This window comes from Virgibacillus sp. SK37 (assembly GCF_000725285.1).
In the GTDB taxonomy this organism is placed as follows: domain Bacteria; phylum Bacillota; class Bacilli; order Bacillales; family Amphibacillaceae; genus Virgibacillus_Q.
Map to the genome: position 1 here is coordinate 1,817,013 of NZ_CP007161.1, position 25,405 is coordinate 1,842,417.

A 25,405-nucleotide genomic window follows, 5' to 3' on the forward strand; every position below is an offset into this window, starting at 1 on the left:
TGAGAGAGGGAGGTTTCCCTCTTCCAAATGATAAAGATCTACCTGTGCCTGGACCACATTTGTTCTCATAGTGGAAAGCAAGTTAATTAAAAGGTGATATAACAATGAATTTATCAAATGTAATAAAGAGAAGAAAAACTGCAAACTATACTCAAATTAACAATTTACCTATTCAAGAGGATATTGAGAATTTAGCAGCGATTGGTTTACTCACCTATATTATGAGTCTGCCAGAAGATTGGACTTTATATAAAACACAACTCTACAACAAATTCACACGTAGAACAGTGGAGGGAGCATGGAAGATATTACTAGAAAAAAGATATGCTATAGGGTTCAAGTGTTACTTACAGGGTGGATCAAAAGGCATTGTCTATTTCTACAATGTGAGCGATATTCCTTTTACACAAGATGACTTTGATAGCTTTATTGAAGATATAAATAAAGCATTATTAGAAGAGAATAAATCAATTGTAAAGCCAGAAATGATAAAGGATTCACCTTTCACTATACCTAAGAAATTTTCTAATGTACAAAATGTACAGCATAAAAATAACAGCACAAAAAGTACAACTACAAAAGAAGTTAAAACAAAAGAAACAGATACAAATAAACATTTATTATCAAATATTGTTAACAATGGACAAGCTGAAGAATTTCTTCTAAACACCTGCAATGAGTTTTATGCGGAGTTTGCCAAAGGTAGATGGAGCAAAAAACAGTGGAGTTCTTTAATCAAGAAATTTGTTGGTGAATTAATTGCGAGCAAACGATATAAATCCATACATCCAGATAAAATAAAACCCTATATACATAGGGCGTTGGCTAATATGGCAGATCATCATGACTATAAACATTCGCAAAATTTCATTGATTACCAAGACATTAGGCTCTATACTAAATGTGGTGGTCTCCTTTGGAGGATCAGTGTTTCCGTAAGAAACAAAAAAATACACTCATTCCCCTCTCTTTTGTTAACCTAAAGTTGCGACACAAAAGGAAAAGGAGAGGGAAAGAGTGCAAAACCATTTTATCATAGAAATGTTAGGTATTGAAGACAAACATGTAGATGTATGGGAAGTTTCTAGTGACTCAGCTAAGTTTTTTGTAGAGCTATATACAAAAGTAAAGAAGCAGAAGTGCCCGTTTTGTGGCAATAGGACAAAAAGTATCCACGGCTATCGTACCCAAACGATTCAGGGGCCCATTGTTTCCAATAAACCAGTTAGTATTTCTTTGAAAAAGAGACGCTACTTATGTAAGGCGTGTAATCATACGTTTTATGAAAAGCTTCAGATGGTGGAACGATACCAACGTTGCACCCGTTCTATACAAACGACAGCGCTAACGTATACAGCTGTGGGCTCATTTACTACAGCTGCCCAGTTAACTGGGATGAGTTCGCAACGGTTACTTCGTATTTATGATCGAAAAGAAATAAAAACAAGGAAAGTCCTGCCACGTGCGTTAGCTATTGATGAATTTAAAGGGGATGCGGGCGGTGAAAGGTTTCAAACGGTCATTGCGGATGTAGAAAATAAAGAGATTGTGGATGTCTTACCTGATCGGAAGGTAGATACAATTAAAGCTTATCTTCAGTCCTGTGATACAAGTAACGTAGAGATTGTCGTCATGGACCTTTCTAAGTCTTTTAAGCAAGCAATACGGAAGGCGCTTGGTAACCCACTGATCATCGCTGATCGATTTCATTTTATGCGGCAAGTATATTGGGCGCTAGATGAAGTACGTCGAGAAGTGCAAAGAGACTTAGAGAAAAAAGACCGGATATATATGAAAAAAAGTAAAAAGTTACTTTGGAAATCAACCTATAAATTATCAGAAGAAGAGCGAGAGAAAGTAAATCAGTTACTCCAGGTTGATCCTCGATTAGAAGAGGCATACAACCTAAAAAACAAACTTGATCAGTGGTTTAAAGAGAGTAACGAAAAGACCGCTACACAGGGTCTAGAAGGATGTTTAATGGCGATGAAGGATTCTAATATTGAGTCTTTTCATAGAGTAAGAAAAACATTTGAGCGGTGGAAGCAAGAGATCTTGCATTCCTTTATGTATCCTTTTAATAATGGATATATTGAAGGCGTAAATAATACAATTAAAGTGGCAAAACGAATGTCGTATGGAATTAAAAATTTTAATCGATTAAAAAAGAAAATACTGTGGCGACAAGAGGTTAGAAGGGTTTTGACACAATAGAAACGGCAACCAATATACGTACGCAGCTATTTAAGCAAAGGCTTTTTAATAAAAGAGATGGTGGAGTGAAAATCACACCACCACATTTGACTGAGAACCAGACATTATGGAGCAAGTATTTAGAGAATAAAAAAAGACCCAATCCTATATGGAAAAGGTCTATTCTTCAACAGGTATAAACTCAACTATGTCATTGATATTGCATCTAAGGTATTCACACAATAAGCCAATCACATCAAGCGCAACATATTCATTATGTTTCATTTTATGCAATGTAGAGGGAGATATACCTAATTCCTCTTTTAATTTAACTTTTTTTACATCTCTGTCAATGAGCGTTTTTTCAAAAGGTTTGTAGCTGGGTTTAATTTTAGATGGTTTTCGTCTTGGTTTAGTTGCCATATTATTTATCCTCCTTGTATTTGTATATATTATATCACCTTCAATAAAAAAGTTCGAGAAGTTGTATAAAAAGTATTGACTTGTCATTCGATATAATATATATTTATATACAACAAGTCGAACTTATATAACTAGGAGGATGAAAATAAATGAAAATCATTTCAGCTTTAAACGCTATAAACGATTACTTTTTTGATCTCGAAGACCGACCCGAAACTGACTGGCTAAGTTGCATCTTATTTTACGGAGTTATTATCTTATCACTAATAATCACTGTCATCTGTTTAATTGGAATATGGACTATATGAAAAAGGAGGAATTAAATTGAAGAAATTATCTATCGGATTAATTAGCTTATTTATAGTAATTGCAGTAATCATTACTGTAATTATAAACACATCAGATCCAATACCAAATAAAGTTAAAGCAGAGAACTCTAAAACACAATGTATTATAACCAAAGGCGGAATGTTTTTCTGCGAAGGGAATAAAGGGTATCTCGAGGCTATCAACAATAACTAAGGGGGATATAAATGTTTACCAAAATAAAGCATTGGTATGATTGCCGATTCAAGAATAAGCATAGATATGATTTCTACACAAATAGATGCATTGTTTGCAATAAGAAAATTAGGAGGAGAAGTAGTAATGGATAAGGAATGGGTTGCTCTTATTGTCGAAGCAAAGCAACTAGGTCTTACAGCCGAGGAAGTAAGCAATTTCTTAACAAATAAAGGAGGAAAAATAAATGGTTAAACAAATAAATTATCAATTAACATGTGAGAGTATAATTAGTAGTGTGATGCTAGGTGATTGGCTCTCAGCAGAAAAGTCGAACGATGAACAAAAGAAGAAAACTGCACTACTAAGACTAGCTCAAATATGCCAGTATGATGATTTCCCAATAAGTGAATTGCTTAAATTGGCTCACAAGCGCAATAAGATTTTGTTTTTTACTCACCAAATAGATATAGATAAGCTCAAGCTAGAAATAGAGGAGAAATTAACTGAGTTAAACAAAAGATACTCTCTCTAGTCTGAAAAATGATATAATTACAATATCTAGGAGGTGGTAAAGTGAGCTTGAAATCCAAAATTTATAATGCATTAAGAATCTGGAACGACTTATCGGCAATAAAAAGGGGGAAAATTGGCAAAAGAATTGGTAGACGAGCAGCAGGCAAGATAAGTGGCAAATTTATTGGTAAATTATTCAAGTAAACACCATGCTGATACATAATAAACAACAAAAAAAATAATATCAAAGGGGATATGGGAAAATGGAAAATAACAAAATGGATGAAATATTTAACTTTTGCGGTGTAAATAGTGAGGAAAACAAGCAATTACTTAGATTTTTAATCAATACTGAAGAAGATATGTCTCTATTCATGGACAAGTACTATACAGGTGAGATAGTACCTAATATGAGAGATTTTCAGCAATATAAAAGGTCTCAGAATATGATGTCTGAAGATGAGTTCCTAGCAAAATTTGAAGAGAACAAAAAAGAGGCTCTTGAAGGTTTGCTCCAAGAACCGATATCAGAAAATATGTTGGGGTATATGTCTAAGCATAGTGTAACAGAAAAAGAATTATATGCAAGGTATAAGCAATCTCCAAAACGCTCATATATAAACTTAGTCCGAGGATATCAAGGAAGTGTCAAACCAGCTCATGACACCCTGATTCAAGAATAGAATTGGACAAATTAAATTGTTCTATATAATGAACGAAAACCATTGACATTGTTCTTAATTTAAGTATAATTAAGATAAGGTCAAAGATAGTCAAAGTCAAATTTAATCAAAAAAGGAGAAGATGTAAATGGGAAAAATAATTGATTTTAATGAGATTCTTAAAAGAAAGGAAAAAATGGATAAGATAAAACTGCAATTAGCTGATGAAGCATCTACTAAAGAAGCTCTAAAAGATTTAATTAAGGAAACAATTGAGGATTATACCATAATGCTTAATAAGTCAATAAGTATTGCGGAGTCAGCAATAAATATGTCCAAAAAACAATCACAAACAATTGAAGAATTTAATAAAACGATGATTCCATCTAATAGATCAGTAGAGCAAATAGATAGTCTTGTCTCTGATTATCTTGAAGAAAAGGATATGGCAAACGAAAAGCAGAATAAGCTTGATATATTTTCATTTTTTATAGAAGAAAAAGGGTTGCATGATAAATTTATTGAATTTGTTCAAGAAGTTTCTAAAACTGAACAGAATGGCAGGTTAGACATTAAAAATGCTGCCGATGAATTGCTTAAAGAACATGGAGAATTTATGATGTCTGAGTACTTATTTGATAATTATACTGTGGAAGAGAATTAGTGCAATTATAATTCATATAAGCCAATTAGAAGCTACTGACATGCTTTATAGATGATATAATATATTTGGTCTAAGATTATACTAAATCTGCCACAGTAAGCGCTTATAAGGTGGAGCAGTTATTAATAGGAGGTGAAAGTATGCTAGATATTACAATAGATATTCCATGGGTAACACCTAATGAAGAAAAATTAGAAGAAATTGTTAAAATAATCGAAGATATGGATATTTGAATACGATTTAAGAAAAGAGGGGCTGTGGGTTAGTGAAAAGTAAATTGATAATACCAGATGACATTCCTTTGCTCATTCCTGATGAAAGAATACCGGGAATACTAGAAATAATAGAAGAGTTATATAGGTGAAAATTGGATAGTTAAAAAATAAATCACAAAATCCCATTGACAACTGACATCAATGGGTGTATATTTAATAGTGGACACCTATTTTTACACAAATATAGTATTTTATCATTTTTATTTTATGGTATGTCTTATTCTATCGTACTAATTTTATTAAGTCAAGGGTTAATCTAATTAATTTTAAGGAGGTGAGAAAATGAAAGATGGATGGCAATTTATAGTTGAAGAGTATCGCCAACATAACAAATTTCTGATGGAACAAATTAAAGAAAAGAACATCGAATTAAAGAAGTTAAGAAACGATCTGCAACAATATAAAGAGAAGTGAATCATGCAAAAATTAAGGGGGTGGTTAAATTGAAATAAGTAGTTGAAATACCATTGAAAAAAAATAATTAAACAAGGAGGAAATAAGTTATTGTCAACAACTGAAATTAAAAATACTATCACAATCCATTCAAGAAAAATGGCTATATATCTACAATGCAGAGGTTTTGTGCTTATAAATATGAAAGAAAACCTCTCTAATAGCTTCAAGGTATTCCTTTTCTCTGATACTCCTGAAATAAGAGAAGCTATGTCAGACTACAAAAAGGATAACCGATTCCACACCTTTATTACTAGGATAGAAGGGCGGTAATAATTGTTGGAATCAAATATCATAATTCAAAAAAATGATGCTCTACATAATGTTTATTCAGATACTTATACAAAAAAGATTCAATACTTAGAAAAAATAATTACTACATACGAAACAGAAAGTGACATATTTAATGTCCTAGACTTTGAAGCTGGATTCGGTAAGAGTCGTTACAGCGACTTAATCATTAAGCGGTACATAGAAGAGAATGCTTTCGCCAATCATAGAAAGTTTTTAGTAGTAAAGAGATTCAATTCGGAGGCTGAAAAATCAGCTGCAACGATAAATGAATTAAATTGGATAAGTGGAAATGTTGCTGTTGCTATAACTGCCGAAAATTGGAAAAGTCATTGGAAGCTTAATGCTAATAGACTAAAAGATGTACCTGTGTTATTTATATCCCACCAAAGGTACATTGATCTGTGCTTAGACGATAAAATGAGAAAAATATTTACGGAGGGTAGACATACTTTGATCGTGGACGAAAAAGTTAATTTCCCTATTTACACATATTCAGACAGACTCTATTCAGTAGTTCGGGAAGTAATCCCTTTTAGATATCGTACTCTATATGATGATGTTTGTTGTTGCTTCCAAAGTTATTTGGCAAATAAAGAAGAGAAACAGGAGACCAATACTATAGATCGTGTCAGGTTTAAAGTAGATAAGACTAAACTTGATGATCTGCTAAAAATAATCAATGAACTATTAGTTAAGAAGGAAGTAAAAGGTAGTCAACAAAGGGAACTGCTCAAACAGATGTATTATGGGTTGCCAGTGTGGTTGTCTCAGATGTGCATTTATAACAGTCGCAAGATAGTTACTAATAATCCTAAGCATCAACATTGGGGATTGAATAACAATATCATTCTTGATGCTACAGCCTCCTTAGATGGTGTTTATTACATGAATAATGATAAATATAGGCTTATAAAGCAAGGTAGGATGATTGACCATAACAAAAGTACATTCACACCTATTATTTATAATTCGTCAAAGAGTAATGTATTAAAGGATAAGGAAGTATTTTTTGAGGAAATGGCAAAAAAAATTAATGCTAGTCACAATATTAATGACAAAACTTTAATAGTGACACATAAGGACTATGCAATGGAGATTAAAGAAAAATTATTAAAGTATGTTGATGGGTCTCTAATCTGGAATGATAAATTTAATGACAATGATCCAGATTACAATAATGAAAAATTTGCTATTGCGTGGTATGGGAACCTAATTGGCAAGAATACATTTAATAAATTTGACAATGTTTGGCTTTTAACTAAACCTAATATTCCAATTAGTAACTATTTAGTTCATTACATGCAATATTCCCAGAAGTCTTTAGGTAACAAATCATTGGCACTAGAAAAGGGTAAATTTAAAAATCCATTATTTAATCTTGTACAGAAAGGCTATATAGCCTCAGAGACATATCAAAGTCTTAAACGAATACAAAGGGTTGCTGAGCCTAAAGGTAGATTTTACATAGTAAATAACGATATTGATCTCGTAAGAAGTGTAATTGGACAAATTAATGATGCAATTTTAGAAGAACCAATAGAATTGGATTTTATAAAAGAAAGAAAGCAAACGAAGAATAAATCTAAGTGCGACAAGGTTTGTGAATACATATTTTCATGTAACAAAAAGGAAATTGCAAAATCAGACCTAAAGAGAAGCTTTGACATAAAAAACTTTACGCATGAGATTGCTAAAAAACAACGCTTCAGCAGGTTAGAAGAGGAGGGGAAAATCAAAGTTTTAACTAGAAAAATACTCGTTTTATAAAAGGCTAACAGCTACTTAGATATTACAAAGATAAATTTTTACAAATTTACTTTCCAATATTAACAAAGTTAAATTGAATACTACAACTTAATAAAAAATAAATAATCACTAATCTCTAAAAGGTAAACTGTTAGGAACTTACCGTTTATATATAGGTACTTGTTAGCCTTTTGCCTGTAACCGTTGGGGGACAAGGGTTTGAAGAGTTGGTGATTTGAAAGAACTTTTTATTAATGCTATGAAAGTGTAACTAAAAGGTAATTGTTAATTTGATAGCCTTGCGTATCAAAAATATTGGGAAACGTCGTAGACTTTCCTAATAACTTCTCTCAATAGGAGTTAGCTTTAATTAATATCAAAAATAAAATTCAAAAGGAGATTATTAAATTTGAAAAAGGATAAAACATGGAAACAAATTGAAATGAGAAGGGTTGTCAAAGAAGAGAAAAAATTAGATTTAAGTCATGATTACCAATATGGGGGTAATAGGTTTAATAATACATCATCAACTGGTATTTCGACTTTCTTCCACCAATTAAACAAGGAACTAGTAGACGAAGGATTGTTGCAAGCGGAACAAATTAATGGCTACTTACATACTGCTTTAGGTGATAAAGAAGCAGGAACATTAGTTGAAGAGTTGAGTGATGTTGTCGAATCCGAATATTATCACAGGAACTATGCTGGCATAAATAAAAAAAGCAAGTTGTCGGAAGAGATATACATAAATCGTAAATTGGAGTCTTTGGCGGACAAGTTAATCACATCAAGTAATAATGAAGAATATCCAGTAATGAGCAAATATGCTGAGGACATGAACTCTAAAAGAGAAATGTTAATTAATGATGTTGAAGATGACGATGGGAGAATACTTAGCAAATTACATCCAGATATAGTTGAGTTATTTAATAACGAACATACTCAAAGACTTATCAATAATTATAAGTTGTCAGAAGAAGATAAACGGAAATTAAGAAATAAGAATGTGACAATTAAGGATTTAGACAATCACCCTGAAATGATGACAATGTATCTTGCTGCCATGACTCTTGAAAATGAACTTGGTGTTAGTGAGCAGTTTACAGAAGAAGAAAAGCTAGAAAAGAAACTTACTTACATAGAAAAATATAACGAAATGTTGTTAAAGGAAAAGGAAAAAGCCTTCAGTCGGTGGAGTGAAGGAAAGTCAAGGTTAGACGATGATAAGATCATAGAATACAAAGAGAATCCGTATAAGTTTGAGTATTTGTTTGTAAATAGTGTGTGGAGACCACTAACAGAAGAAAGTGAATTAGAAGAAAAATGGAATGAAGTACTAAGGTTTTATGGAAACGCAAATAATCCAATTAGCCAATACAATAAAGCTAAAAGGATTAAAAATGATATTACATATGAGATCGGTTATATGAAACAAAGGCTAGAGCCACCTGTAGGATTTAGGGGGCAAAAGGTAACGGAATATGACATAAGGCTAGATCAGAAAGAGTTAGAAACTAAATTTACCTTTAGTGATAGCAAGATGATTGAAGGGTTATTGCAAGTACATAATGGGTTATCATCTCCAGTAAAAGATGAAAATGGCAAATCAATAAGATACAAGTACGCTATACCATTGTTTCAGGAGTTAGAAGATAAGCATGAGGGACATAACACATATATAGGTCATCATATCATAGGAAAATTTAGAAGGTTATGGGCTGCAACTAATCTAGCAGACTATGAAAATAGTATAGTGGATTTAATAGTTAATTGTACACATACAAAGGGAAAAGGTGAAAGCAGGGAAGACTTTTACCAACATATTATAGATACCCTCAACCGTACATATGATTTTGAAGTACATAATGAAAGACAACTTCAAACGTTGATAAGAAAGTTGTCAAAAAAGATCAGCAATACATACTTAGATGAAATTGAAATTAATAAGCTTGGAGTAGTAAAGTGTAGCAAGTGTAATGAGGATAAAGTAGCTAGTCCTCGGAATTTTGGAAGCAATAAAAATAACACTGGGAGGAAAGGTTTAAGATCAACTTGTAGAGAATGCGATAACATATAAAAATAACATAAAAATTATCATAAGTCAATACATTTATACATATTTTCTTAATATTTTGTAGAAATCTCTCTAATATAAGTAGAAGGAACAATGTTCCTTATTGGTCATTTTGCAAAATGATTAATCCAATCCAAAGTGTGCGAGCAGTCTTAATTGATTGCTCGATCTTTTTTTATCTCTAACTAAATAAATTGAATAAATAAATTGAATTGAATCTGAAGGTAGGTGGTGATTTTGGATCGAAATGAGCGATTTGATCTTTTAACACAAATGAAACGAAAAGACATTAAGGTAAAGGATGCTGCTGATCATTTAGATTGTTCTAGTTCTCTAGTTAGTCTCTTCCTAAGGGATAAAGGAAATATGGACAAGCAAAAAGTGATTAAGCTAAAGCAGTACATTAAAGATAAGCCAGAATACAAAATTGGCAAAATTAAAATTGAATAAATATTATTCTTTAATATAGTCTTCCATAAAACTTGTCGTTGCCTAAGCGACATTAAATAATTTAGGATTCATTTATTATTTTCCTAATTGTCCGCATCGGCTCTGTAACGGGTCGCCATTCAGCACCTCGGACGTAAAATAGATAAGGTGTTGGGCATATTTAAGCATTTAATGCTTTACCTTATTGGTATTGTATTTGATGGTTAATTTCTCCTAATATAATTGGTGTGATGCTTAGTTGGGGAGTTTGCGTAGCTTCCCAACTTTGTTGTCATGCGCAAAAATGAAAGGTGATTACATGGCTAGGCAAAGTAAAAGAGATTTTGAATATTTGATGAAGAAATTTAAGAAGAGTTCTTCTGAAAATATAAAAGACAATAAATCGAGAGAAAAGAGGCATAAGGATGGGAGAAAAAATAATGGAAAAAAGAGAACCAACAAATCCGATAGTCAAAGAGAGGATTAAATTTGAGGAAAGTTTAAATGAAGGTGATCGGTTCTTGTATGAGTTGATATATCAGGCTTCTCAAAAAAGCAATAATCATCACTATAAAGGTACTTATCCTCTCTATAGACAAATCATTGAATCGCAGGATGAAATAATAAAACGGTTAGATAGTATCGAGCTATCACTAAAATCAGGGTTAAAAAAGCCAAAAATACCTAAGATTGAAATTGATTGGTTGGAATCATGAGCATAGCTAAAGTAAGAGAAGAGATGTTCAATGCATTGGAACAAGAAGAGTTGGATTTGTCGATTACTATACATAATTTATTGAATAATTTTAGTTCTGGACAAGAGGAGCAGGAAGCTACAATTAATCTTATGTACGAATATTTAACAGCAAGTATAGAAATGGTTAGTCGATATATTACATTGTTAGAACAAAAGGAGAGGGTAAATTGAGTAAAGTTTGGTTAGTAGCTGAAACGGATTTTATTGAAGATGGATTAGATGGTGTGATGGTAATAAAAGCCGATACCGAAGAGGAAGCAATAGAGAAAGGTATCAGGCGGTTTGCTGAGGTTGATTCCAAAAGGGAAAATTTTAGAGAGTATGTTAATGAAGGAAAAGATTGCCCAGCCTTTTCTATTAATGAAACCTTATATCAGGTTGATAGGAAACATAGCTATGAAATTACAAGAGAACAGTATATGGATAATGTAAATAAATTATTTGCTGGAAATGAGATATTTAAGAAACAATACTTAGATTATGTGAATGGAAGAGAAAACCAAAATCCGAATTTCTCGGATGAGTTTTATGAATTTGTTTGTATAAGATTATGCGAATTACATGAATGGGCAGATTTTGAGGCAAGGGAAATCGAATTATGACATATAAACCATACAGCGAAAGAGAATTTGAGAATAAAAAAGTACTAGATAATGGATGGTATTGTAATGTATGTAGGCAATATTTAGAACGCTCAATTGTCGATGATGAGTTTGGGTGTGGTAGATGTTCATTGGATGATTGGAATGCTGCAAGGCAAGTTATACAGGTTGAAAAGGTGAATGAAAATGATTAAAAATATGCTACCAACTTTAATATTTGGATGGTTAATTAAATTTATATTTGTCGAAGCAATCGTATTAGGTATTGTTTATTTAATTAATGTTATTGCTGGATTAACTATTAGTTATTTGTTAGTAGGCGGTATAGTTGGAGTATTATTTGTTCTTGGTTTTATATACTCTATGGTTGCTTATAAAAATACTAAATCAGCTATCAAAAAGATTGGTGATGTCTTTGACGATGACTTCTTTAAATAGAATTAAGGAAGAGTTGATTGAGCAGGGATATGATATGGAAGCAGTGGATCTGGCTTACCTGAAATCAACTAGTGTATTAGATTGGATAATAAACAATAAGAAAATGGATGAAAAGCAACTACATAATTACTTAAAGTCAATATTGCTGGATAAATTGAATACATAAACTTGGAAGCCAATTTAGGCATTTTTATTTTGGAGATTGTTGTAATGAAGCAATTTAATACTGTATAGCAATGTGCTTATCTCCTGCATGTTGTGGTGTTAGATTGTTTCATTACAATATTTTAGTTTTGCAAATGGAGATGAACAAAGGAGATATTTGAATGGCAAAGGGAAAAGGAAACAAAAAGGTATTAGCCAGTATTAATTACAGTATTGATACTGTCAAAAAAATAAAAGATAATTATAAATTTACAATAGAAGAAAAGCAAGATATTTTACATAAGTTTGTCGGTACAAGTCCAGATAACAATTCGTATTTTACACCTGATGTTATTTGTAATTGGATTAAGCAATTATTGGATATACAAAGTGGAAAAGTAGCTGATTTATCTGCTGGAGTGGGTAGCATGATTAAGCCACTTGTTGAAAAGTATGGCTCATTACAAGATGGAATAACGTTTGAAGCCTATGAGTTTGATACAAATAATAGTGCTGCTGGAGAGATAGCATGGTCAGATTATAGCCAAGTTAATTATATTGGTGACTTTAATTCAATCGAACAACACGAAGAGATACCAGATGATTATTTGTATATAGTCGGTAATCCACCATTCTCAGGAAGTATTCCTTATTGGTGTGAGTGGAATCATGCTAAAAATGGTAAAGCAAAGAATAATAATATTTGTGATGCCTTTGTTGACTTGAGTGTACGGAAAGTAAAGGATAAAGGATTTATTGCTCTAGTGCTTCCCTATGGACATTTATACAAGGGAAATGCTACTGCGAAGTTAAGGCAGTGGATGAAGTCACAGGTTGCTTTAAAAGGTGTATTTCCGCTTGATCAAGATACATTTGCAAAGGCTGGTATTAACGGAACAACAGTGGGAACTTGTCTTGTTATTTGGCAAAAAGGTGTGGCACAAGAGGAAGTATTTTTTGGTGAGTTATGTGATAAAGACGATATCGTAAAAGAGATGGAGTCAATGGCTAGGCAGTTTCAACTATTTCTTTCAGGTGATTATGAAGTTAAATATTTATCGGATAGTGCTTCAAGACTGCGTGGTAAGGTTGAACAAAAGATTAAGCCTTGGACGGGTGAAGCAATATGACAGAAGTAAAATGTTATGGATGTAATGAAGATACATTTAGTTTCCTTGTATCTGAGTATGAATTGAAGTCAGGAGGCAAGGTTAATGTCTGCATAGAATGTGAGAATAATGCGGAGGTATACTTTGATAAGATTAAGAGAAATTGTCTTATTGATGGCAAGGCATATGAATTAACCGAAAATGACAGAAAGCAAATTCGGTTGGAACGAAAGCTGAGACTAGAAAAAGAAGAAGATGAACGGATCTTGGACTGTAAAAAGTCCATTTTTTATTTCTCCAATGTTCCTTTAAAGAAGCCAGAGTATAACCATCAAGCGTTAAAATATATCAATGAGTTTGTTGGTGCAGATGATTCAAATGAGGATCATATACAACGATTCAAGTTTAATTATGCTATCGGAAAGCATTGGCATCTTGAAGAATGGGATGGATTAACCAATGTACATATTTACATTGATGAAGTAAGCAAGGAATATCAAAAGGTTAAGAAGCCAGAAGAAACAAAGTGGAGAGACAGAACACGTAAATGGTACTCAGGGCGATTCGAGTGTGATGAATCGTTCTACAATGTAACATTTGGATTTAGCCAATATGATAATGAGCCATGTGGTGATGTATATGTGAGTTATGACTTTATTTGTAGTAAGTCATATAAGATAAGCCGATTGGTCAAAAAATTATTGATTGAAGATGGTTGGGAGGTGCGAACAGATGAGACATGAAACTCATTTTAACTTTGATGGTAAATGGTCTTACGATATGGGCGTAAGTAAAGTCAATATTGGAGGAGGTTTATTTGAGGATTTGATTGTCTCATCTAAACAAATAATGGAGGAAAAAATTGAAGGGCGTGATCGTCCTTATTTTTATGGGGTTGATAAAGAACCCCTCTCCTTCCCCCTCCCTATTTACTTTGATGACAATTTATCCAATGAAAAAATTAGAGAAATATTACGATGGCTTAATCATGATGATTATCGTCCTTTTTATATGATTGATGATCATAATCGCAGATGGTATGTAATGATTACGGACAATGCTACCGCTATACATAACGGTATTAAAAGTGGATACATGGAATTAAATTTACGTACCGACTCCCCCACTACTCTTACACCATTTACTAAGTCAAAATTATATAGGTTTGAGAACAATGTAAATGGAGAGTTGATTAACTTTGAAAATAGAGGTGACTTTAAATGTAAGCCTATTGTACATATCTTGAAACGTGGTAAAGGAGATATCTCTATAAAAAACATGTCTAACAATACAGGTGAATTTAAAATTACAGGATTAGATGATCAGGAACAAGTTACGGTAGATTGTGAATATCAAGAAATAAATTCATCTGCAAATAAATTTAGATATGATAGTTTTTCTAAGAAATATTTATCATTTGTACGTGGAGTTAACCGATTAAAAATTGTTGGTGATTGTGATATATGGTTTGAAACTGAATTTAAAGTCTATTAGAGAGGAGGGTAACTATTGAATAGATTTACAATAAATAAGAATAAGCCAATACCTAAATTAGAGTTATCCCTACATAAACCTAATGGAGAACAAGTTGGGAACTTAGTTGATGTTTATGATAGATCTGGTAACTTTTCTTTTGGTCAGTTTAACGAACTGGAGTTAAAGATCCCCAAGTTTGTAGAGAGAAAACATGAAAAAGTTAGATATGCTGAGTATGATAAGATTAGGGAAAGGTATTTAGTTAAGGCTACTTACGGTAATATGTTTGATGAATATTTAATGGTTACTGGTATTGAAAAAGCTAAAAATGGTATGCCATATAAAAAAGTAACATTAAAATCCAGACAATTTGAGCTAAATGGTAAAAAGGTTAGAGACTTTGATACTGGTTCTATTACATTAAGAACAGCTTTGGAGAAAACACTAATTAATAGTGGTTGGTCAATAAGGTATACGGATATTGATTTTTTTAACGAGAAACGCTCCTTTGAAGAAAAAAATATCTCAAAGTTGAATTTGTTGTATAAGATTGCTGAAACATTTGAAGGTATATTGCAATTTGATACCATAAATAAACTAGTTAGTATCTACAAACAAGAGAATCTTGAATTAGATTTAGGATTAATGGCTTCTTACGGTAAGTATACTATCAATGCTTCCGAGGAGTCAGATTCGCAGGCTATGGTTACACGGTTATATGTATATGGTAAGGATGGACTTAGCATAGATACTATTAACCCTACAGGTTCAGAGTTTATTGAGGATTTTTCTTATTTTATGCAGGGTTATGAGACTGATGATAATGGCAATGTAGTTGGATCATCTCCTTATATGAGTGATAGTTTATGCCAAGCTATAATTGATTATGATAAGTTAGTTAAATCGAAAGAAAGCGAATATAAAGCATATGTACAAGAAAAAGAACCATATCTTAATCAACTTAAAATATTGAACGAAGAAATGGATACTCTAAATGAAGAGCTGCAAGTAATATTAGATAACTTGGACAATGCAAAAGCTGGGAATGAATCTACAGCTCAACTTCAAATAGACGAAAATAATAAGCGGAATGAGATTAATAATAAACAACAAGAGATTGATAATGTACAAAGCAATATTGATCTTATTGATGCTGAAATTGAATTGATTTACCAAGAATTAAGTCTGAAAAATAACTTTACTCCTGAGCAGATAAAAGAACGTGAAAATTATATCATTTCGGAAATTTTCGAGGATAATAGGTTCACTGTGGTTGAACAATTATATCTTGCTGGCATTGATAAGTTAAAAGAAAATAAAGTCCCAAAAAGAAAAATTGACTTTACTCTGGTTAACTTTTTGAATGCAGTTGAATGTCAAAGGGATTGGGACAAATTAGGTTTAGGATATGTCATTCACATGGATTATGAACCTTTAGACATTGAATTTAAGGCAATGATTACAGAACTTAAGATTGATTTTGACGGTAAAAAGCTGGATCTAGTTGTTAGTAATGTAAGACATACAGATGGAGCGAAAAGTTTAGTAGAATTGTTATACAATAATGCGGTCAGTACATCTGCAAAGTTGGAAGCCAATAAAAATTTGTGGAATGAAAGTGCCGATAAAACCACTCAAATGGAGAAAATTATCCAAGGTGAATATGATGCGGCTTCTCGTAGGATAACGGCTGGGATAAATGAGGACATAACTATAGATCGCAGAGGTATTAGAATTACGTCCCCTAAATTCCCTAATGAAAAAATTGTGATTCAAAGCGGAGTAATTGCTTTGTCAAAAAATGGTGCGAAAGACTGGCAAACTGCCATCACTCCAAATGGAGTAGTTGCCGAAACCATCTTTGGGAGGTTACTGGCCGGGCAAAATTTAGTTATCGAAAATGAAGGTGGTAGCTTTTTAGTTGATGCTGATGGTGTATCAATCGTTGATGGAAACTTAGCGATAACAACTACTGATAATAAAAGTAGAATTATACTCAACTCTGTAGATGGTATTAAAATACAGAAAAAATCGGGTAGTAATTGGGTAAATATGTTCTATGCGGATAGTGACGGCAACCTACATTTTTCAGGAGATTTAGACGGTGCTTCAGGTACGTTCTCAGGTGACATTGTGGGAAGTAAAATTGTGTCCGAAAATGGCAATAATAGGATTGTTTTACACAATGGTGATATTACTACTTATCAAGGTTCAAGGAAGGTTGTTGAATTGGATTGGGGCGGCCTGATGATATACGCAGCAGATGGAACTCCAAGAGGCGGTATACGTGATACTCAACAGAATGCAGTAGATATTACAAGTGTCAAAAAGAAAATTGTTTTCTCCTTTGATCCAAATAATGATGGTACTTCTAGCCCTAAAATGATTATAGGGAATGATAGCAAAGGGGATTATGTTAGTCCTTGGTGGAGACTGAAACCATTGGCAGCTTCTAGTTTTGAAATGGAAAGTGACCTTGCTGTAAAAGGTTGGGTAGAAGCAAACGAATATTTGACAGGTTCAACGGTTGATTTAAAAGAGGATATAAAACCAATGGAGGACATTGCCCTTGATAGGGTCAACAATTCGACTATAAATGAGTATTATTTAAAAGATGATCTTAAGAAAGGTGTTAAACAAAAAAGGTATGGTTTTGCAATTGGCAAAGGTCATAAAACCCCTTCTGAGGTATTGTCATATGATGGTAGGAAGGTTGATTTATACTCACACAATAGCTTAAATACAAAGGCTATTCAAGAGTTAAGTAAACAAAATGATCAGTTGAAAGCTATGGTTAAGAAATTAACTGAACGTGTTGAAGCGTTGGAAAAATAAATACATAAATATTGGAAATTATTGCAGGATATTCTCCTTATATGCCGAAATATAGTAGGTATAAAGGAGGTGTTGAGGTTGATATTAATTGTTAAATTTGAAAATAGTAGTGATCATTCATTTGAGGTTGGAAAATTTGAAAAATGGTTATCTGAAGAAATTAATGAAAATGTATCTTTAGTACCGAATAGCGAAAACAGTAAAGATGATATGTATGAATTCAAATTGAATATTGAAAACCAGGTAATTAGTTCAAAAGAAATGGAAGTTCTGAGAAATAAATATAACCGAAGTGAAAAGACAGGAAATAGTGGTTACACTTTACACACTTTGTGGCAATATTTATAAATTAATTATTACGGCATCTCCATAATGAGGTGTCTTTTTTATTGTTAAATTTAGAGAGGAGATAAACAATGAATTACAGTGTAAAAATTACTACAATCAATAATAATGAGTACGTCTTTGACAAAGTATATGAAAATGAAAACGGCGCATATTCAGAAATTAATGCAAAAAAATGGTTTAAGTTAACACAAGAAGAAGAACACCATTTTATTAATGTGAATTATATTATTTCCATTGAAGTTACGGAAAATCCAATTGACGATTGCACACCTGTTGAATATGACAGATACGGAAATAAAATATATGAAGAGCAATAGGTGGAGACATCCGATTATGGGTGTCTTTTTCTTATGCTTTAAAAAGGAGGTAGAGAATGGACAGTCATTCGTTTAATGATCCATTAATATATGCTAGAAGGAGTGGAGGGGCAGACAACCCTTTTATAGACATCACAGAATCACTAATTTTAGATAATAATGCTAAAGTGACTTTAACTGAAATACCTTCTATTTGGCATGGGTTAACTGTTGAGGGAGAAAATCAAACGTGGTTTGAAATTAGAAATGGTTTGCCTAAAGATAATGAATACATTGTTGATTATTCAAATAGACAAGTGACTTTTAATAAAAAACATATTGGCAAGCAATTTTCATTCTCTTTTAAAGGTACAGGAAATACTTTTACATCTGCAAGTAGTGTGTATACAAAAAGAAATGGTCTATCTGTAACTGAAACTTTACAGGAGATAGTAGACAATGGAAGAGAAGGCATTCAGGCTCTAAATGAGCTGAGTGGTTTTGATTATGTTAACGAATATTCTCCAGTAGAAAATTATTATAAACATAATATAGTTTCCTTTAATGGAGCAACGTTCATATCTTTATTGGATAGTAATAAAGGAAATACTCCACCTAATCCAAACTCATCTAATAGTAATCAATATTGGGGATTAATAAGTAAGCGTGGAGAGGATGGAATTGGCAATTTAGTTAATAAAACAGATATTTTCACTGCAACAGAAGGGCAATCTGTATTTCAACTTAATGGAACTTATACAGTAGGTAAAGGGAGATTAGAAGTGATTATAGGTGGTGTTCCTCAGTATTCGAATAATTTCACTGAAACCAATTCTAGTAGTTTTTCTCTTTCTGAGAGTTTACCAGCAGGTACAGAGGTAGTGGCTAAATATACAACTGTTATCTAACCAGTTATAAAGGAGATTTATATGGAAAAGGTTGCATGTGATAAGTGTGAAGCATCATTTGAAATCCAATTAAAAGAAGATAAAAAAGAAAATGGGATAATTGTAACTTACTTTATTTGTCCAAGTTGTAATCATAAATATGTTGCCTTCGTTACGGATGAAGAATGTAGGCAATTGCAGCAAGAGTTAGGTAAAACACATATTAAGTTACGTGGCAAGGAATGGAAAAAGAAGCGGAAACAATTGAAAAAGAAGATGGTAAAATTAAAAATTAAATATATTTAGGGAGAATGTGGAATGGAGAAAAGGAAAATTAATACGCTTCCCACTTTAGAAACTGCTAAAGACAGCTATGAGATACATTTATCTGAAGATGGCTATACCAAAGTTTTCAATAATAAGACAGGAAAATATCTGAAACAAACAATTGGTAAAGGTAAGGATAATTATGTTGTATGTTCTCTTGTCACTGTAGATGGCAAGTCAAAGAAAACATACTTGCATAGATTGATTGGACTGGCATTTATAGATGGATATAAAGAAGGTTATTTTGTAGATCATGGTGATAATGATAAGGAAAACAACCACATAAGCAATTTGGAATGGGTAAGTCATAAAGAAAATACACAAAGAGCAGTTAAAAACGGTTGTGGGGTGGGTAGACCAAAAAAGCCTAAAGTATATATGACTAAGCTGGAAATAAGCCAATCAAGCAATAATGGCAAAAAGCAACTTTCTTATGAAGATGTAACAAGGATATTTGCTCTATTAGATGATGATTTAAGTATGACTGAAATTGCAAAGACAATAGGTGTTAGTCAGCCAGCAGTAAGTCAAATTAAATCAGGTAAACGTTGGTCAGAGCATCCATCAAGTATTGAATATAGAAATCAGGTAATTGTATGACAGAAGAATATTACCATGTGTACAGGATATTGTTGTTTGATTTAAGAGACATGCTGGAATACAAGGTACATGTTGGAGAAGGTTTAACCGACAATGAAATTAGATTAATGGGTGTATTGGATAGTATAGCTGGAGAATAATATCTCCCTTTTTGGATATGTTAGTTACTTAAATTAAGGTGCAAATCCTTATGTATCCACCTATTTATTAAAATATTATCCAAGTAAATCGTTAATATATTTTTGTACTTTTTCGTGATCCTTAATATGCTTTATTGTTTCATCAATGAGATTCATTTTATAGGCTATGACATAGGATGTTCCAACATGACTTGGAAGTTTTAATGCGAAATGGTTAAAGATATAACTTTGATAATCATTTAGTGTTTTACAATGGGCTATTTCCTTCATATTCATAATGAACTTAAGACTAACCTTATTATCTGTATTGTTCTCCTCATGAGATAAAATATCATATTTAATAAATTCATTATCCAAATGCGCTTTTAATTTGGCTATAGAAATTTTATCCCTATCGAAATACAGTTCCGAAGAACCTACAACCTGCATCATAATATATCACCTCTTAAATGTTAGGTAAATTATACCATATTGTATGATAGAATAGTAGGTAACTATAATTGAGGAGTGATGTGTGATGGATAATAGCTTGAATATTCGTTTTACAAATAATGAGATTAATACTTATAAGCATTTTACTGACGATGACGAATTAGCTTATTTTATTTGGTTTCAAGTAAACAATGAAGAGTACGAAAGATTTATTGACTTCTTAATGCATTTGCAAACAATGAAAGATGAGTATTTTAAAGCTGAAATTAACGGTGAAGAACGTACTGTTAGATTTGGTAGTGTAAGTTATTCTAAGCATGAAAGTCACTACAAGGTACAAACAGTAATAGTGGATAAACAAGCTGATGATAAAAATAATAACAATCCTTCATTAAATGATGAAGAAAGAAGAAACCTTAGAGAGGGTTATATAAATCAAAAAATTGTTATGACCAATCTTTTAGATACGTTACAACGAAAAGGTTTATTGTCTGAGGAAGATATAACAGAAATTCATAATATATCAGTAAGTGAACGATTAAGCGAGAGAATAGTTTTATCAAAAGTAAAAGACATTGATGAGTACGATTTATAGTTACAGAAGCTGATAATTACACACTGTCAAAATGGCAGTGTTTTTTATTTTGATATTTTTAAGGGGAGGGGTGTAATAAAACTTAAGAAGCCATTATCTATTTATTAGATGGTATGAACATATCCATTTCCACGTCCCTGTTACTATAGCGATACCGATAATATAGCCATACAAGAGACAATCAAATTAGATAAACTATTGATGTATAGGGCTTTTTACGATATCGCTACGATTGCATTTTAAATTAGGAAGATAGGTAATAATATCTATTCGCAAGTTTCCTCGTCTAAGGACTCTTCTAGAGAGGTAAAGAATGAATAAAGTATTTTTGAGAAACCTTCACAAAATTCTTCATCAAACTTTACTTCATAATGCATTACCCTATCGACCAATCTGATGCCAACTACACTATTAAATAAGGATATATTAGTCTTCTCATTTTTTTTAATACTAATTTCATTACCTTGATGAGTTATTATATTTCTTATTTTTTGGTAGTTTTTTATTTGATTCCAAGCATCTGTACGAGAAGGGAAGTCAATATTGCATACTTTGCTGAGGTAATTTTTGGCTCTACCGATACCAGAATGTTTTAAATCAGACAATTTAACTTTATTTTCCTTTTCAAACATTTTGCAAAGTTGGTTTAGTTGCTTTTCAAGGTAAGAATACATACTTGTGAATAAAGATGTCCTTAAGATAGTAGGAAAGTGGTTATTAAAAGAATGGAATTCCTCTTCATAATGCATTTCATATAAAGTTTGTGCCTCTTCGTCACTTTCAACTTGTAAGGCTTCGATTTGATTTTTAAACTCCTGCTCAAGATTAGTTGATTGCTGAGAGAGAAATTCTTCAATTCTTTCAGAGTAAGTAGTAAAATACTCTAATTCATGATAAAGAAATAAAGTAAACCAAGTATTTATATATTTTACGTTCATAAAAGCACCTCGTTGTATATGATGTAAATTTATATTAACAGAAAATATTAGTGTTTGAATATAGTAGTGGGTAACAAGATGAGAAGAAAGAATAGATAAGTTAGAAGATTATAGTAGAAAAATGATAAATAAATCGGACGAATGTGAACAACTCAAAAATCTTTGGAGGTGATATTTATGTTATCAGAGAAGCAATTAAAGCTAATAGAACTACTTATTTCAGATGAGCATACAATTACGGAGGCTTTGGCTAAAGTTCAAGTTGCCAAAACTACTTTTTATGAGTGGAGAAAAGGTCAAAGTAAGCCGGGAAAAGAATTTAATAAAGCTTACGAAGAAGCATTGGAATTTAAGGTAAGAGAATCAAGAAAGAATATCCAGCAGGATGTAAATAGCCTATTGAATGAATTGAAAAAGATATCCACTAGTTCTAAAAATGACAACGCCCGTGTGCAAGCCATTAAGCAATTAATTACATATGCTGAACTTGATCCAGACTTTAAACAGCAATTAACCATTAATAACGGTGAAGAAGAAAATAAAAATAAGCTATTGGAAATGCTTAAAGCTAAACAGGAGGAGAAAGAGGGACAATAATAACCGAATGATACACAATGTAATTGAGTCACATTCAAATTATTAATATGCTGTAAACGTTGATATATCAAGGTTTATTCTATGTATTAATCTTACTTATTAAATAACCTTGCCTTTGAATGATACTTAATGTAATATATAAGTATACTAAGTATCTTTAAAGGGCGTGTATACAGTGGAATTTGTTGAACCTATTCGTGACAAGAATAAGATTGAAGCAATTAGGAAATTGTTATCAGACAACAAGAGGGATGTATTATTGTTTACTCTCGGAGTTAATTCTGCATTACGTGTAAGTGATCTTATTAATCTTAAGTGGGTGGATGTAGTAGATGATAATGGTAAGCCACATGATTACATTACCTTAAGAGATACCAAGACTAATAAACATAATAGACTACCACTTACTAAGAAGGTAAAGAAAGCTATTCAAGAACATTACCAGCAAAATTTTAAGGGTGGGGGGTTAGAACAATATCTATTCCAATCAAGGAAGGGATATAACCAACCTTTAAAGAGACAGGCAGTATGGAGAATAATAAAGGATGCTGCAAAGGATGTGGGGGTTAAAAATATTGGTAGCCACTCTCTAAGAAAAACATGGGCTTATCATAGCTATAAGGCAGGTACTGATATAGTAATCATACAAGATATGCTTAACCATTCAGCACCAAGTGTTACGTTACGATACATTGGTATCACTCAGGACGATAAGGACAGAGCAGTACTATCCCTTGACTTGTAGTAGTAGCATCATGACATGGTAGCTATGTAGTAGTCATGTGTTGTATCAATCATTGAATTGATTACAAAACAAATTAAATAAAGAAATACAAATAAAAGTAGTTTTTTATAGCAAAAGAAATGTTTGTTTTTAAATATTAATTGATAAATTTTTTATTTAAGTTTTATTGTGTGAATTGAATAGTATAGTAGACCCCTACCATTTATTTGGAGGGGTATTTTTATGGGCATAAAGCAGCTCAAAAATTTCTAACATATTTTAATAACTCGGAGTATTGGAGGTGGAAAATTGAATAATGAATAATAATGAAATGGAATTAATGTTGGAATATCTCCAGAAACACTTCAATCAAGAAGAAATTGAGTTAATCCTCAACGAATATTCCCCAACAGGTCAAAATGGTATACGTAAAATGTTATCTGAGTTGGATATGGAATACTTTGCTAGAGCTTATTTTCCTAAATATTTTAATAAGCCTATGTCTGAGTTTCATTTATCATTGATTCAAGCTATAGATGGATTAATTAAGAATGAAGGACAAAGGTTAGTTATCGGTTGTCCTCGTGGTAATGGTAAAAGCACTATATCCTCGTTTCTTGCTCCACTGTACATATTATTGTTTGAGAAATTAAGATTTCTTCTTATTGTTTCTGCTACTGAAGATACTGGTATTCCATTCCTACAAATGATAAAGGATGAAATTACTTCAAATGATGCTTTAATTGAGGATTTTGGCAAGTTGAAATCCAGTGAAAAATGGGCATCCAATGAAATTTGGCTAAATAATGATACTGCATGTATGGTAAGAGGTATAAATGGCTCTATTCGTGGTATTAGGTACAAATCCAGAAGAGTAGATATGATTCTTTGTGATGACTTAATCAAAGACGATGTAGCTGAATCAGAAACAGCTAGGGATAAGTTGGCAGAAACCTATAAATCTGCATTACTTAACTCTGGGGATGAGCATACAAGGGTATGTGTAGTAGGAACAACTGTTCATCAAGAAGATTTAATATCAGAATTACTATCTCCTGAAACTACTGGATATAGAAAATTATTCTTCCAAGCAATACGGTCATGGGCTGATAACATTCAACTATGGGAGCAATGGAAAAAAATATATACATCTCTTGAAGATCCGAATCGTGAGGACAATGCTCATGATTTTTTTATTGACAATAAAGAAGAAATGTTAAAAGGCGCAAACGTATTGTGGGAAGAAAAATACAACTATTACTATCTCATGAAAAAGTTAGTTGATGATGGTGAAGCAGCATTTTATAAAGACCAAATGTGTAAGCCAAAAGGATTGGATGAGTATGTATTCCAAAACATTCAATATTGGGAACAACTGCCATCTTTAAATGAATGTAGTTTAGTTTTATTTGCTGATCCTGCAATGGGTAAAGGTGCTAAAAAGGGAAAAGGTGACTTTTCTGCTATTACCATTATGGCTAAACATAAAGAAACAGGATATATGTATGTGATTGATGGAATTAGTCAACGAATGCCAGTAAATGACTTTGTAGAATTAATCGTGGACAAGGCAAAGCAATATGACACTCTTGAGACAATCGGATTTGAATCAGTATTATTCCAAGAAAATGTTGCTGATTTATTAAAGAAGCGTTTACTAGAAGAGGAGTTATATCATGTACGTGTATTGCCAGTTAAGCCAAGAACTAACAAGCATGTACGCATCATGAATTTACAGCCAGATGTTGTTAATGGTGTGATTAAATTTAACCGTGATTCTATGACATATAATACACAAATTAAAGATTATAACGGTAAAGGTCATGACGATGCTCCAGATAGTTTGCAAGGTGCATGGCAAATACTCAAAAAAAGAAGAAGGAAACGTTTTATAGTTGATAAACCAAAAGGTTGGTAACAGAAAGGAGGG

At 32.2% G+C, this 25,405-nt stretch carries 37 protein-coding genes; 34 read left to right on the forward strand and 3 right to left on the reverse strand.

The annotated features are described in order from the left end of the window. Positions 1 to 104: 104 nt before the first annotated feature. A complete protein-coding gene (locus X953_RS19110; RefSeq protein WP_052350100.1) occupies positions 105 to 983 on the forward strand; it encodes a hypothetical protein in 879 nt (292 codons plus the stop codon). Between the two features lie 34 nt (positions 984 to 1,017). Beyond that, positions 1,018 to 2,214, forward strand: coding sequence for an ISL3 family transposase (locus tag X953_RS09380; RefSeq protein ID WP_040954247.1), 1,197 nt, complete (start codon positions 1,018 to 1,020; stop codon positions 2,212 to 2,214). Positions 2,215 to 2,373: 159 nt separating this feature from the next. On the opposite strand, the gene X953_RS09385 is transcribed toward X953_RS09380, so the two are convergent. Continuing rightward, the gene (locus X953_RS09385) at positions 2,374 to 2,616 is read right to left on the reverse strand and encodes a helix-turn-helix transcriptional regulator (protein WP_040955324.1); all 243 of its coding nucleotides are present in this window, start codon (positions 2,614 to 2,616) and stop codon (positions 2,374 to 2,376) included. 149 nt (positions 2,617 to 2,765) lie between these two features. On the opposite strand from X953_RS09385, the gene X953_RS19800 reads away from it, so the two are divergent. The 28 genes from X953_RS19800 to X953_RS19810 all read left to right on the forward strand — a co-directional run bounded on the left by X953_RS19800 (position 2,766) and on the right by X953_RS19810 (position 20,189). Next, complete coding sequence (locus X953_RS19800) at positions 2,766 to 2,924, forward strand: hypothetical protein (protein ID WP_156958472.1); 159 nt, start codon at positions 2,766 to 2,768, stop codon at positions 2,922 to 2,924. 16 nt (positions 2,925 to 2,940) lie between these two features. Then, complete coding sequence (locus X953_RS09390) at positions 2,941 to 3,138, forward strand: hypothetical protein (protein ID WP_040955325.1); 198 nt, start codon at positions 2,941 to 2,943, stop codon at positions 3,136 to 3,138. 126 nt (positions 3,139 to 3,264) lie between these two features. Then, positions 3,265 to 3,372, forward strand: a complete 108-nt coding sequence (locus tag X953_RS20245; RefSeq protein ID WP_156958473.1) for an anti-repressor SinI family protein — start codon at positions 3,265 to 3,267, stop codon at positions 3,370 to 3,372. Then, positions 3,365 to 3,652, forward strand: coding sequence for a hypothetical protein (locus X953_RS09400; protein WP_040955327.1), 288 nt, complete (start codon positions 3,365 to 3,367; stop codon positions 3,650 to 3,652). The genes X953_RS20245 and X953_RS09400 overlap by 8 nt, the downstream gene beginning before the upstream one ends. A 41-nt stretch (positions 3,653 to 3,693) precedes the next feature. After that, positions 3,694 to 3,837 (forward strand): hypothetical protein, encoded by a 144-nt coding sequence (locus X953_RS20065; RefSeq protein ID WP_198023332.1) that lies wholly within the window; start codon positions 3,694 to 3,696, stop codon positions 3,835 to 3,837. A 59-nt stretch (positions 3,838 to 3,896) separates the two neighbouring features. After that, positions 3,897 to 4,316 carry a hypothetical protein gene (locus X953_RS09405; protein WP_040955328.1) on the forward strand — a complete coding sequence of 140 codons (420 nt, stop codon included), beginning with the start codon at positions 3,897 to 3,899 and terminating at the stop codon, positions 4,314 to 4,316. A 127-nt stretch (positions 4,317 to 4,443) separates the two neighbouring features. Next, entirely contained in the window at positions 4,444 to 4,959 is a 516-nt protein-coding gene (locus X953_RS09410) for a hypothetical protein (RefSeq protein WP_040955329.1), read from the forward strand. A gap of 557 nt (positions 4,960 to 5,516) precedes the next feature. Next, on the forward strand, positions 5,517 to 5,648 hold the full coding sequence (locus X953_RS20390; protein ID WP_255351063.1) for a hypothetical protein: 132 nt from the start codon (positions 5,517 to 5,519) through the stop codon (positions 5,646 to 5,648). Between the two features lie 90 nt (positions 5,649 to 5,738). Next, positions 5,739 to 5,960 carry a DUF5659 domain-containing protein gene (locus tag X953_RS09415; RefSeq protein ID WP_040955330.1) on the forward strand — a complete coding sequence of 74 codons (222 nt, stop codon included), beginning with the start codon at positions 5,739 to 5,741 and terminating at the stop codon, positions 5,958 to 5,960. A gap of 3 nt (positions 5,961 to 5,963) precedes the next feature. Further along, entirely contained in the window at positions 5,964 to 7,748 is a 1,785-nt protein-coding gene (locus tag X953_RS09420; protein WP_040955331.1) for a hypothetical protein, read from the forward strand. A 388-nt stretch (positions 7,749 to 8,136) separates the two neighbouring features. After that, the gene (locus X953_RS09425; RefSeq protein WP_040955332.1) at positions 8,137 to 9,804 is read left to right on the forward strand and encodes a hypothetical protein; all 1,668 of its coding nucleotides are present in this window, start codon (positions 8,137 to 8,139) and stop codon (positions 9,802 to 9,804) included. Between the two features lie 234 nt (positions 9,805 to 10,038). Then, positions 10,039 to 10,251 (forward strand): hypothetical protein, encoded by a 213-nt coding sequence (locus X953_RS09430; RefSeq protein ID WP_040955333.1) that lies wholly within the window; start codon positions 10,039 to 10,041, stop codon positions 10,249 to 10,251. Positions 10,252 to 10,655: 404 nt separating this feature from the next. Beyond that, positions 10,656 to 10,946, forward strand: a complete 291-nt coding sequence (locus X953_RS09435; RefSeq protein ID WP_040955334.1) for a hypothetical protein — start codon at positions 10,656 to 10,658, stop codon at positions 10,944 to 10,946. Continuing rightward, positions 10,943 to 11,158 (forward strand): hypothetical protein, encoded by a 216-nt coding sequence (locus X953_RS09440; RefSeq protein WP_040955335.1) that lies wholly within the window; start codon positions 10,943 to 10,945, stop codon positions 11,156 to 11,158. Before X953_RS09435 ends, X953_RS09440 begins: the two co-directional genes overlap by 4 nt. Beyond that, the gene (locus X953_RS09445) at positions 11,155 to 11,589 is read left to right on the forward strand and encodes a hypothetical protein (RefSeq protein WP_040955336.1); all 435 of its coding nucleotides are present in this window, start codon (positions 11,155 to 11,157) and stop codon (positions 11,587 to 11,589) included. The genes X953_RS09440 and X953_RS09445 overlap by 4 nt, the downstream gene beginning before the upstream one ends. Beyond that, positions 11,586 to 11,783: a hypothetical protein gene (locus tag X953_RS09450; RefSeq protein WP_040955337.1), complete on the forward strand. Its 198-nt coding sequence runs from the start codon at positions 11,586 to 11,588 to the stop codon at positions 11,781 to 11,783. Before X953_RS09445 ends, X953_RS09450 begins: the two co-directional genes overlap by 4 nt. Further along, positions 11,776 to 12,027, forward strand: coding sequence for a hypothetical protein (locus tag X953_RS09455; RefSeq protein ID WP_040955338.1), 252 nt, complete (start codon positions 11,776 to 11,778; stop codon positions 12,025 to 12,027). Before X953_RS09450 ends, X953_RS09455 begins: the two co-directional genes overlap by 8 nt. Then, the gene (locus tag X953_RS09460; RefSeq protein ID WP_040955339.1) at positions 12,011 to 12,193 is read left to right on the forward strand and encodes a hypothetical protein; all 183 of its coding nucleotides are present in this window, start codon (positions 12,011 to 12,013) and stop codon (positions 12,191 to 12,193) included. Before X953_RS09455 ends, X953_RS09460 begins: the two co-directional genes overlap by 17 nt. A gap of 160 nt (positions 12,194 to 12,353) precedes the next feature. Beyond that, positions 12,354 to 13,301 carry an N-6 DNA methylase gene (locus tag X953_RS09465; protein ID WP_040955340.1) on the forward strand — a complete coding sequence of 316 codons (948 nt, stop codon included), beginning with the start codon at positions 12,354 to 12,356 and terminating at the stop codon, positions 13,299 to 13,301. Next, on the forward strand, positions 13,298 to 14,023 hold the full coding sequence (locus X953_RS09470; protein ID WP_040955341.1) for a hypothetical protein: 726 nt from the start codon (positions 13,298 to 13,300) through the stop codon (positions 14,021 to 14,023). The genes X953_RS09465 and X953_RS09470 overlap by 4 nt, the downstream gene beginning before the upstream one ends. Further along, on the forward strand, positions 14,013 to 14,774 hold the full coding sequence (locus X953_RS19115) for a phage tail domain-containing protein (protein ID WP_052350101.1): 762 nt from the start codon (positions 14,013 to 14,015) through the stop codon (positions 14,772 to 14,774). The genes X953_RS09470 and X953_RS19115 overlap by 11 nt, the downstream gene beginning before the upstream one ends. A 15-nt stretch (positions 14,775 to 14,789) precedes the next feature. After that, positions 14,790 to 17,591, forward strand: a complete 2,802-nt coding sequence (locus tag X953_RS09480) for a phage tail protein (protein ID WP_040955342.1) — start codon at positions 14,790 to 14,792, stop codon at positions 17,589 to 17,591. Between the two features lie 78 nt (positions 17,592 to 17,669). After that, on the forward strand, positions 17,670 to 17,939 hold the full coding sequence (locus tag X953_RS09485; RefSeq protein WP_040955343.1) for a hypothetical protein: 270 nt from the start codon (positions 17,670 to 17,672) through the stop codon (positions 17,937 to 17,939). Between the two features lie 68 nt (positions 17,940 to 18,007). Next, positions 18,008 to 18,256 carry a hypothetical protein gene (locus X953_RS09490; protein ID WP_040955344.1) on the forward strand — a complete coding sequence of 83 codons (249 nt, stop codon included), beginning with the start codon at positions 18,008 to 18,010 and terminating at the stop codon, positions 18,254 to 18,256. 56 nt (positions 18,257 to 18,312) lie between these two features. Further along, positions 18,313 to 19,143 (forward strand): hypothetical protein, encoded by an 831-nt coding sequence (locus tag X953_RS09495; RefSeq protein ID WP_040955345.1) that lies wholly within the window; start codon positions 18,313 to 18,315, stop codon positions 19,141 to 19,143. A 21-nt stretch (positions 19,144 to 19,164) separates the two neighbouring features. Then, positions 19,165 to 19,428: a hypothetical protein gene (locus X953_RS09500; RefSeq protein ID WP_040955346.1), complete on the forward strand. Its 264-nt coding sequence runs from the start codon at positions 19,165 to 19,167 to the stop codon at positions 19,426 to 19,428. Positions 19,429 to 19,440: 12 nt separating this feature from the next. Further along, the gene (locus X953_RS09505) at positions 19,441 to 20,049 is read left to right on the forward strand and encodes an HNH endonuclease (protein WP_040955347.1); all 609 of its coding nucleotides are present in this window, start codon (positions 19,441 to 19,443) and stop codon (positions 20,047 to 20,049) included. After that, a complete protein-coding gene (locus X953_RS19810) occupies positions 20,046 to 20,189 on the forward strand; it encodes a hypothetical protein (RefSeq protein ID WP_156958475.1) in 144 nt (47 codons plus the stop codon). The genes X953_RS09505 and X953_RS19810 overlap by 4 nt, the downstream gene beginning before the upstream one ends. Positions 20,190 to 20,264: 75 nt before the next feature. Here X953_RS19810 and X953_RS09510 read toward each other — a convergent pair whose 3' ends face one another. Next, positions 20,265 to 20,621 (reverse strand): hypothetical protein, encoded by a 357-nt coding sequence (locus tag X953_RS09510; protein ID WP_040955348.1) that lies wholly within the window; start codon positions 20,619 to 20,621, stop codon positions 20,265 to 20,267. An 85-nt stretch (positions 20,622 to 20,706) separates the two neighbouring features. Between X953_RS09510 and X953_RS09515 the strand changes: the two genes are divergently transcribed. After that, positions 20,707 to 21,216 carry a hypothetical protein gene (locus tag X953_RS09515; protein WP_040955349.1) on the forward strand — a complete coding sequence of 170 codons (510 nt, stop codon included), beginning with the start codon at positions 20,707 to 20,709 and terminating at the stop codon, positions 21,214 to 21,216. A 266-nt stretch (positions 21,217 to 21,482) separates the two neighbouring features. On the opposite strand, the gene X953_RS09520 is transcribed toward X953_RS09515, so the two are convergent. Further along, positions 21,483 to 22,154 carry a hypothetical protein gene (locus X953_RS09520; RefSeq protein ID WP_040955350.1) on the reverse strand — a complete coding sequence of 224 codons (672 nt, stop codon included), beginning with the start codon at positions 22,152 to 22,154 and terminating at the stop codon, positions 21,483 to 21,485. A 177-nt stretch (positions 22,155 to 22,331) separates the two neighbouring features. Between X953_RS09520 and X953_RS09525 the strand changes: the two genes are divergently transcribed. From X953_RS09525 to terL, 3 genes are all read left to right on the forward strand, one after another. Beyond that, complete coding sequence (locus X953_RS09525) at positions 22,332 to 22,751, forward strand: phBC6A51 family helix-turn-helix protein (RefSeq protein ID WP_040955351.1); 420 nt, start codon at positions 22,332 to 22,334, stop codon at positions 22,749 to 22,751. 175 nt (positions 22,752 to 22,926) lie between these two features. After that, complete coding sequence (locus X953_RS09530) at positions 22,927 to 23,496, forward strand: tyrosine-type recombinase/integrase (protein WP_040955352.1); 570 nt, start codon at positions 22,927 to 22,929, stop codon at positions 23,494 to 23,496. A 295-nt stretch (positions 23,497 to 23,791) separates the two neighbouring features. Continuing rightward, positions 23,792 to 25,393: a phage terminase large subunit gene (gene terL, locus X953_RS09535; protein WP_052350102.1), complete on the forward strand. Its 1,602-nt coding sequence runs from the start codon at positions 23,792 to 23,794 to the stop codon at positions 25,391 to 25,393. Positions 25,394 to 25,405 lie beyond the last annotated feature (12 nt).

Excerpts from the sequence above, each read along its gene's own strand:
- X953_RS09385 (WP_040955324.1), bottom strand. The coding sequence starts at position 2,616 with ATGGCAACTAAACCAAGACGAAAACCATCTAAAATTAAACCCAGCTAC.
- X953_RS09510 (WP_040955348.1), bottom strand. The coding sequence starts at position 20,621 with ATGATGCAGGTTGTAGGTTCTTCGGAACTGTATTTCGATAGGGATAAA.
- terL (WP_052350102.1), top strand. The coding sequence starts at position 23,792 with ATGAATAATAATGAAATGGAATTAATGTTGGAATATCTCCAGAAACAC.
- X953_RS19800 (WP_156958472.1), top strand. The coding sequence starts at position 2,766 with ATGAAAATCATTTCAGCTTTAAACGCTATAAACGATTACTTTTTTGAT.
- X953_RS19110 (WP_052350100.1), top strand. The coding sequence starts at position 105 with ATGAATTTATCAAATGTAATAAAGAGAAGAAAAACTGCAAACTATACT.
- X953_RS09450 (WP_040955337.1), top strand. The coding sequence starts at position 11,586 with ATGACATATAAACCATACAGCGAAAGAGAATTTGAGAATAAAAAAGTA.
- X953_RS20390 (WP_255351063.1), top strand. The coding sequence starts at position 5,517 with ATGAAAGATGGATGGCAATTTATAGTTGAAGAGTATCGCCAACATAAC.
- X953_RS09400 (WP_040955327.1), top strand. The coding sequence starts at position 3,365 with ATGGTTAAACAAATAAATTATCAATTAACATGTGAGAGTATAATTAGT.
- X953_RS09495 (WP_040955345.1), top strand. The coding sequence starts at position 18,313 with ATGGACAGTCATTCGTTTAATGATCCATTAATATATGCTAGAAGGAGT.
- X953_RS20245 (WP_156958473.1), top strand. The coding sequence starts at position 3,265 with ATGGATAAGGAATGGGTTGCTCTTATTGTCGAAGCAAAGCAACTAGGT.
- X953_RS19810 (WP_156958475.1), top strand. The coding sequence starts at position 20,046 with ATGACAGAAGAATATTACCATGTGTACAGGATATTGTTGTTTGATTTA.
- X953_RS09490 (WP_040955344.1), top strand. The coding sequence starts at position 18,008 with ATGAATTACAGTGTAAAAATTACTACAATCAATAATAATGAGTACGTC.
- X953_RS19115 (WP_052350101.1), top strand. The coding sequence starts at position 14,013 with ATGAGACATGAAACTCATTTTAACTTTGATGGTAAATGGTCTTACGAT.
- X953_RS09525 (WP_040955351.1), top strand. The coding sequence starts at position 22,332 with ATGTTATCAGAGAAGCAATTAAAGCTAATAGAACTACTTATTTCAGAT.
- X953_RS09460 (WP_040955339.1), top strand. The coding sequence starts at position 12,011 with ATGACTTCTTTAAATAGAATTAAGGAAGAGTTGATTGAGCAGGGATAT.
- X953_RS09435 (WP_040955334.1), top strand. The coding sequence starts at position 10,656 with ATGGGAGAAAAAATAATGGAAAAAAGAGAACCAACAAATCCGATAGTC.
- X953_RS09440 (WP_040955335.1), top strand. The coding sequence starts at position 10,943 with ATGAGCATAGCTAAAGTAAGAGAAGAGATGTTCAATGCATTGGAACAA.
- X953_RS09410 (WP_040955329.1), top strand. The coding sequence starts at position 4,444 with ATGGGAAAAATAATTGATTTTAATGAGATTCTTAAAAGAAAGGAAAAA.
- X953_RS09405 (WP_040955328.1), top strand. The coding sequence starts at position 3,897 with ATGGAAAATAACAAAATGGATGAAATATTTAACTTTTGCGGTGTAAAT.
- X953_RS09520 (WP_040955350.1), bottom strand. The coding sequence starts at position 22,154 with ATGAACGTAAAATATATAAATACTTGGTTTACTTTATTTCTTTATCAT.
- X953_RS09465 (WP_040955340.1), top strand. The coding sequence starts at position 12,354 with ATGGCAAAGGGAAAAGGAAACAAAAAGGTATTAGCCAGTATTAATTAC.
- X953_RS09470 (WP_040955341.1), top strand. The coding sequence starts at position 13,298 with ATGACAGAAGTAAAATGTTATGGATGTAATGAAGATACATTTAGTTTC.
- X953_RS09455 (WP_040955338.1), top strand. The coding sequence starts at position 11,776 with ATGATTAAAAATATGCTACCAACTTTAATATTTGGATGGTTAATTAAA.
- X953_RS09500 (WP_040955346.1), top strand. The coding sequence starts at position 19,165 with ATGGAAAAGGTTGCATGTGATAAGTGTGAAGCATCATTTGAAATCCAA.
- X953_RS09505 (WP_040955347.1), top strand. The coding sequence starts at position 19,441 with ATGGAGAAAAGGAAAATTAATACGCTTCCCACTTTAGAAACTGCTAAA.
- X953_RS09515 (WP_040955349.1), top strand. The coding sequence starts at position 20,707 with ATGGATAATAGCTTGAATATTCGTTTTACAAATAATGAGATTAATACT.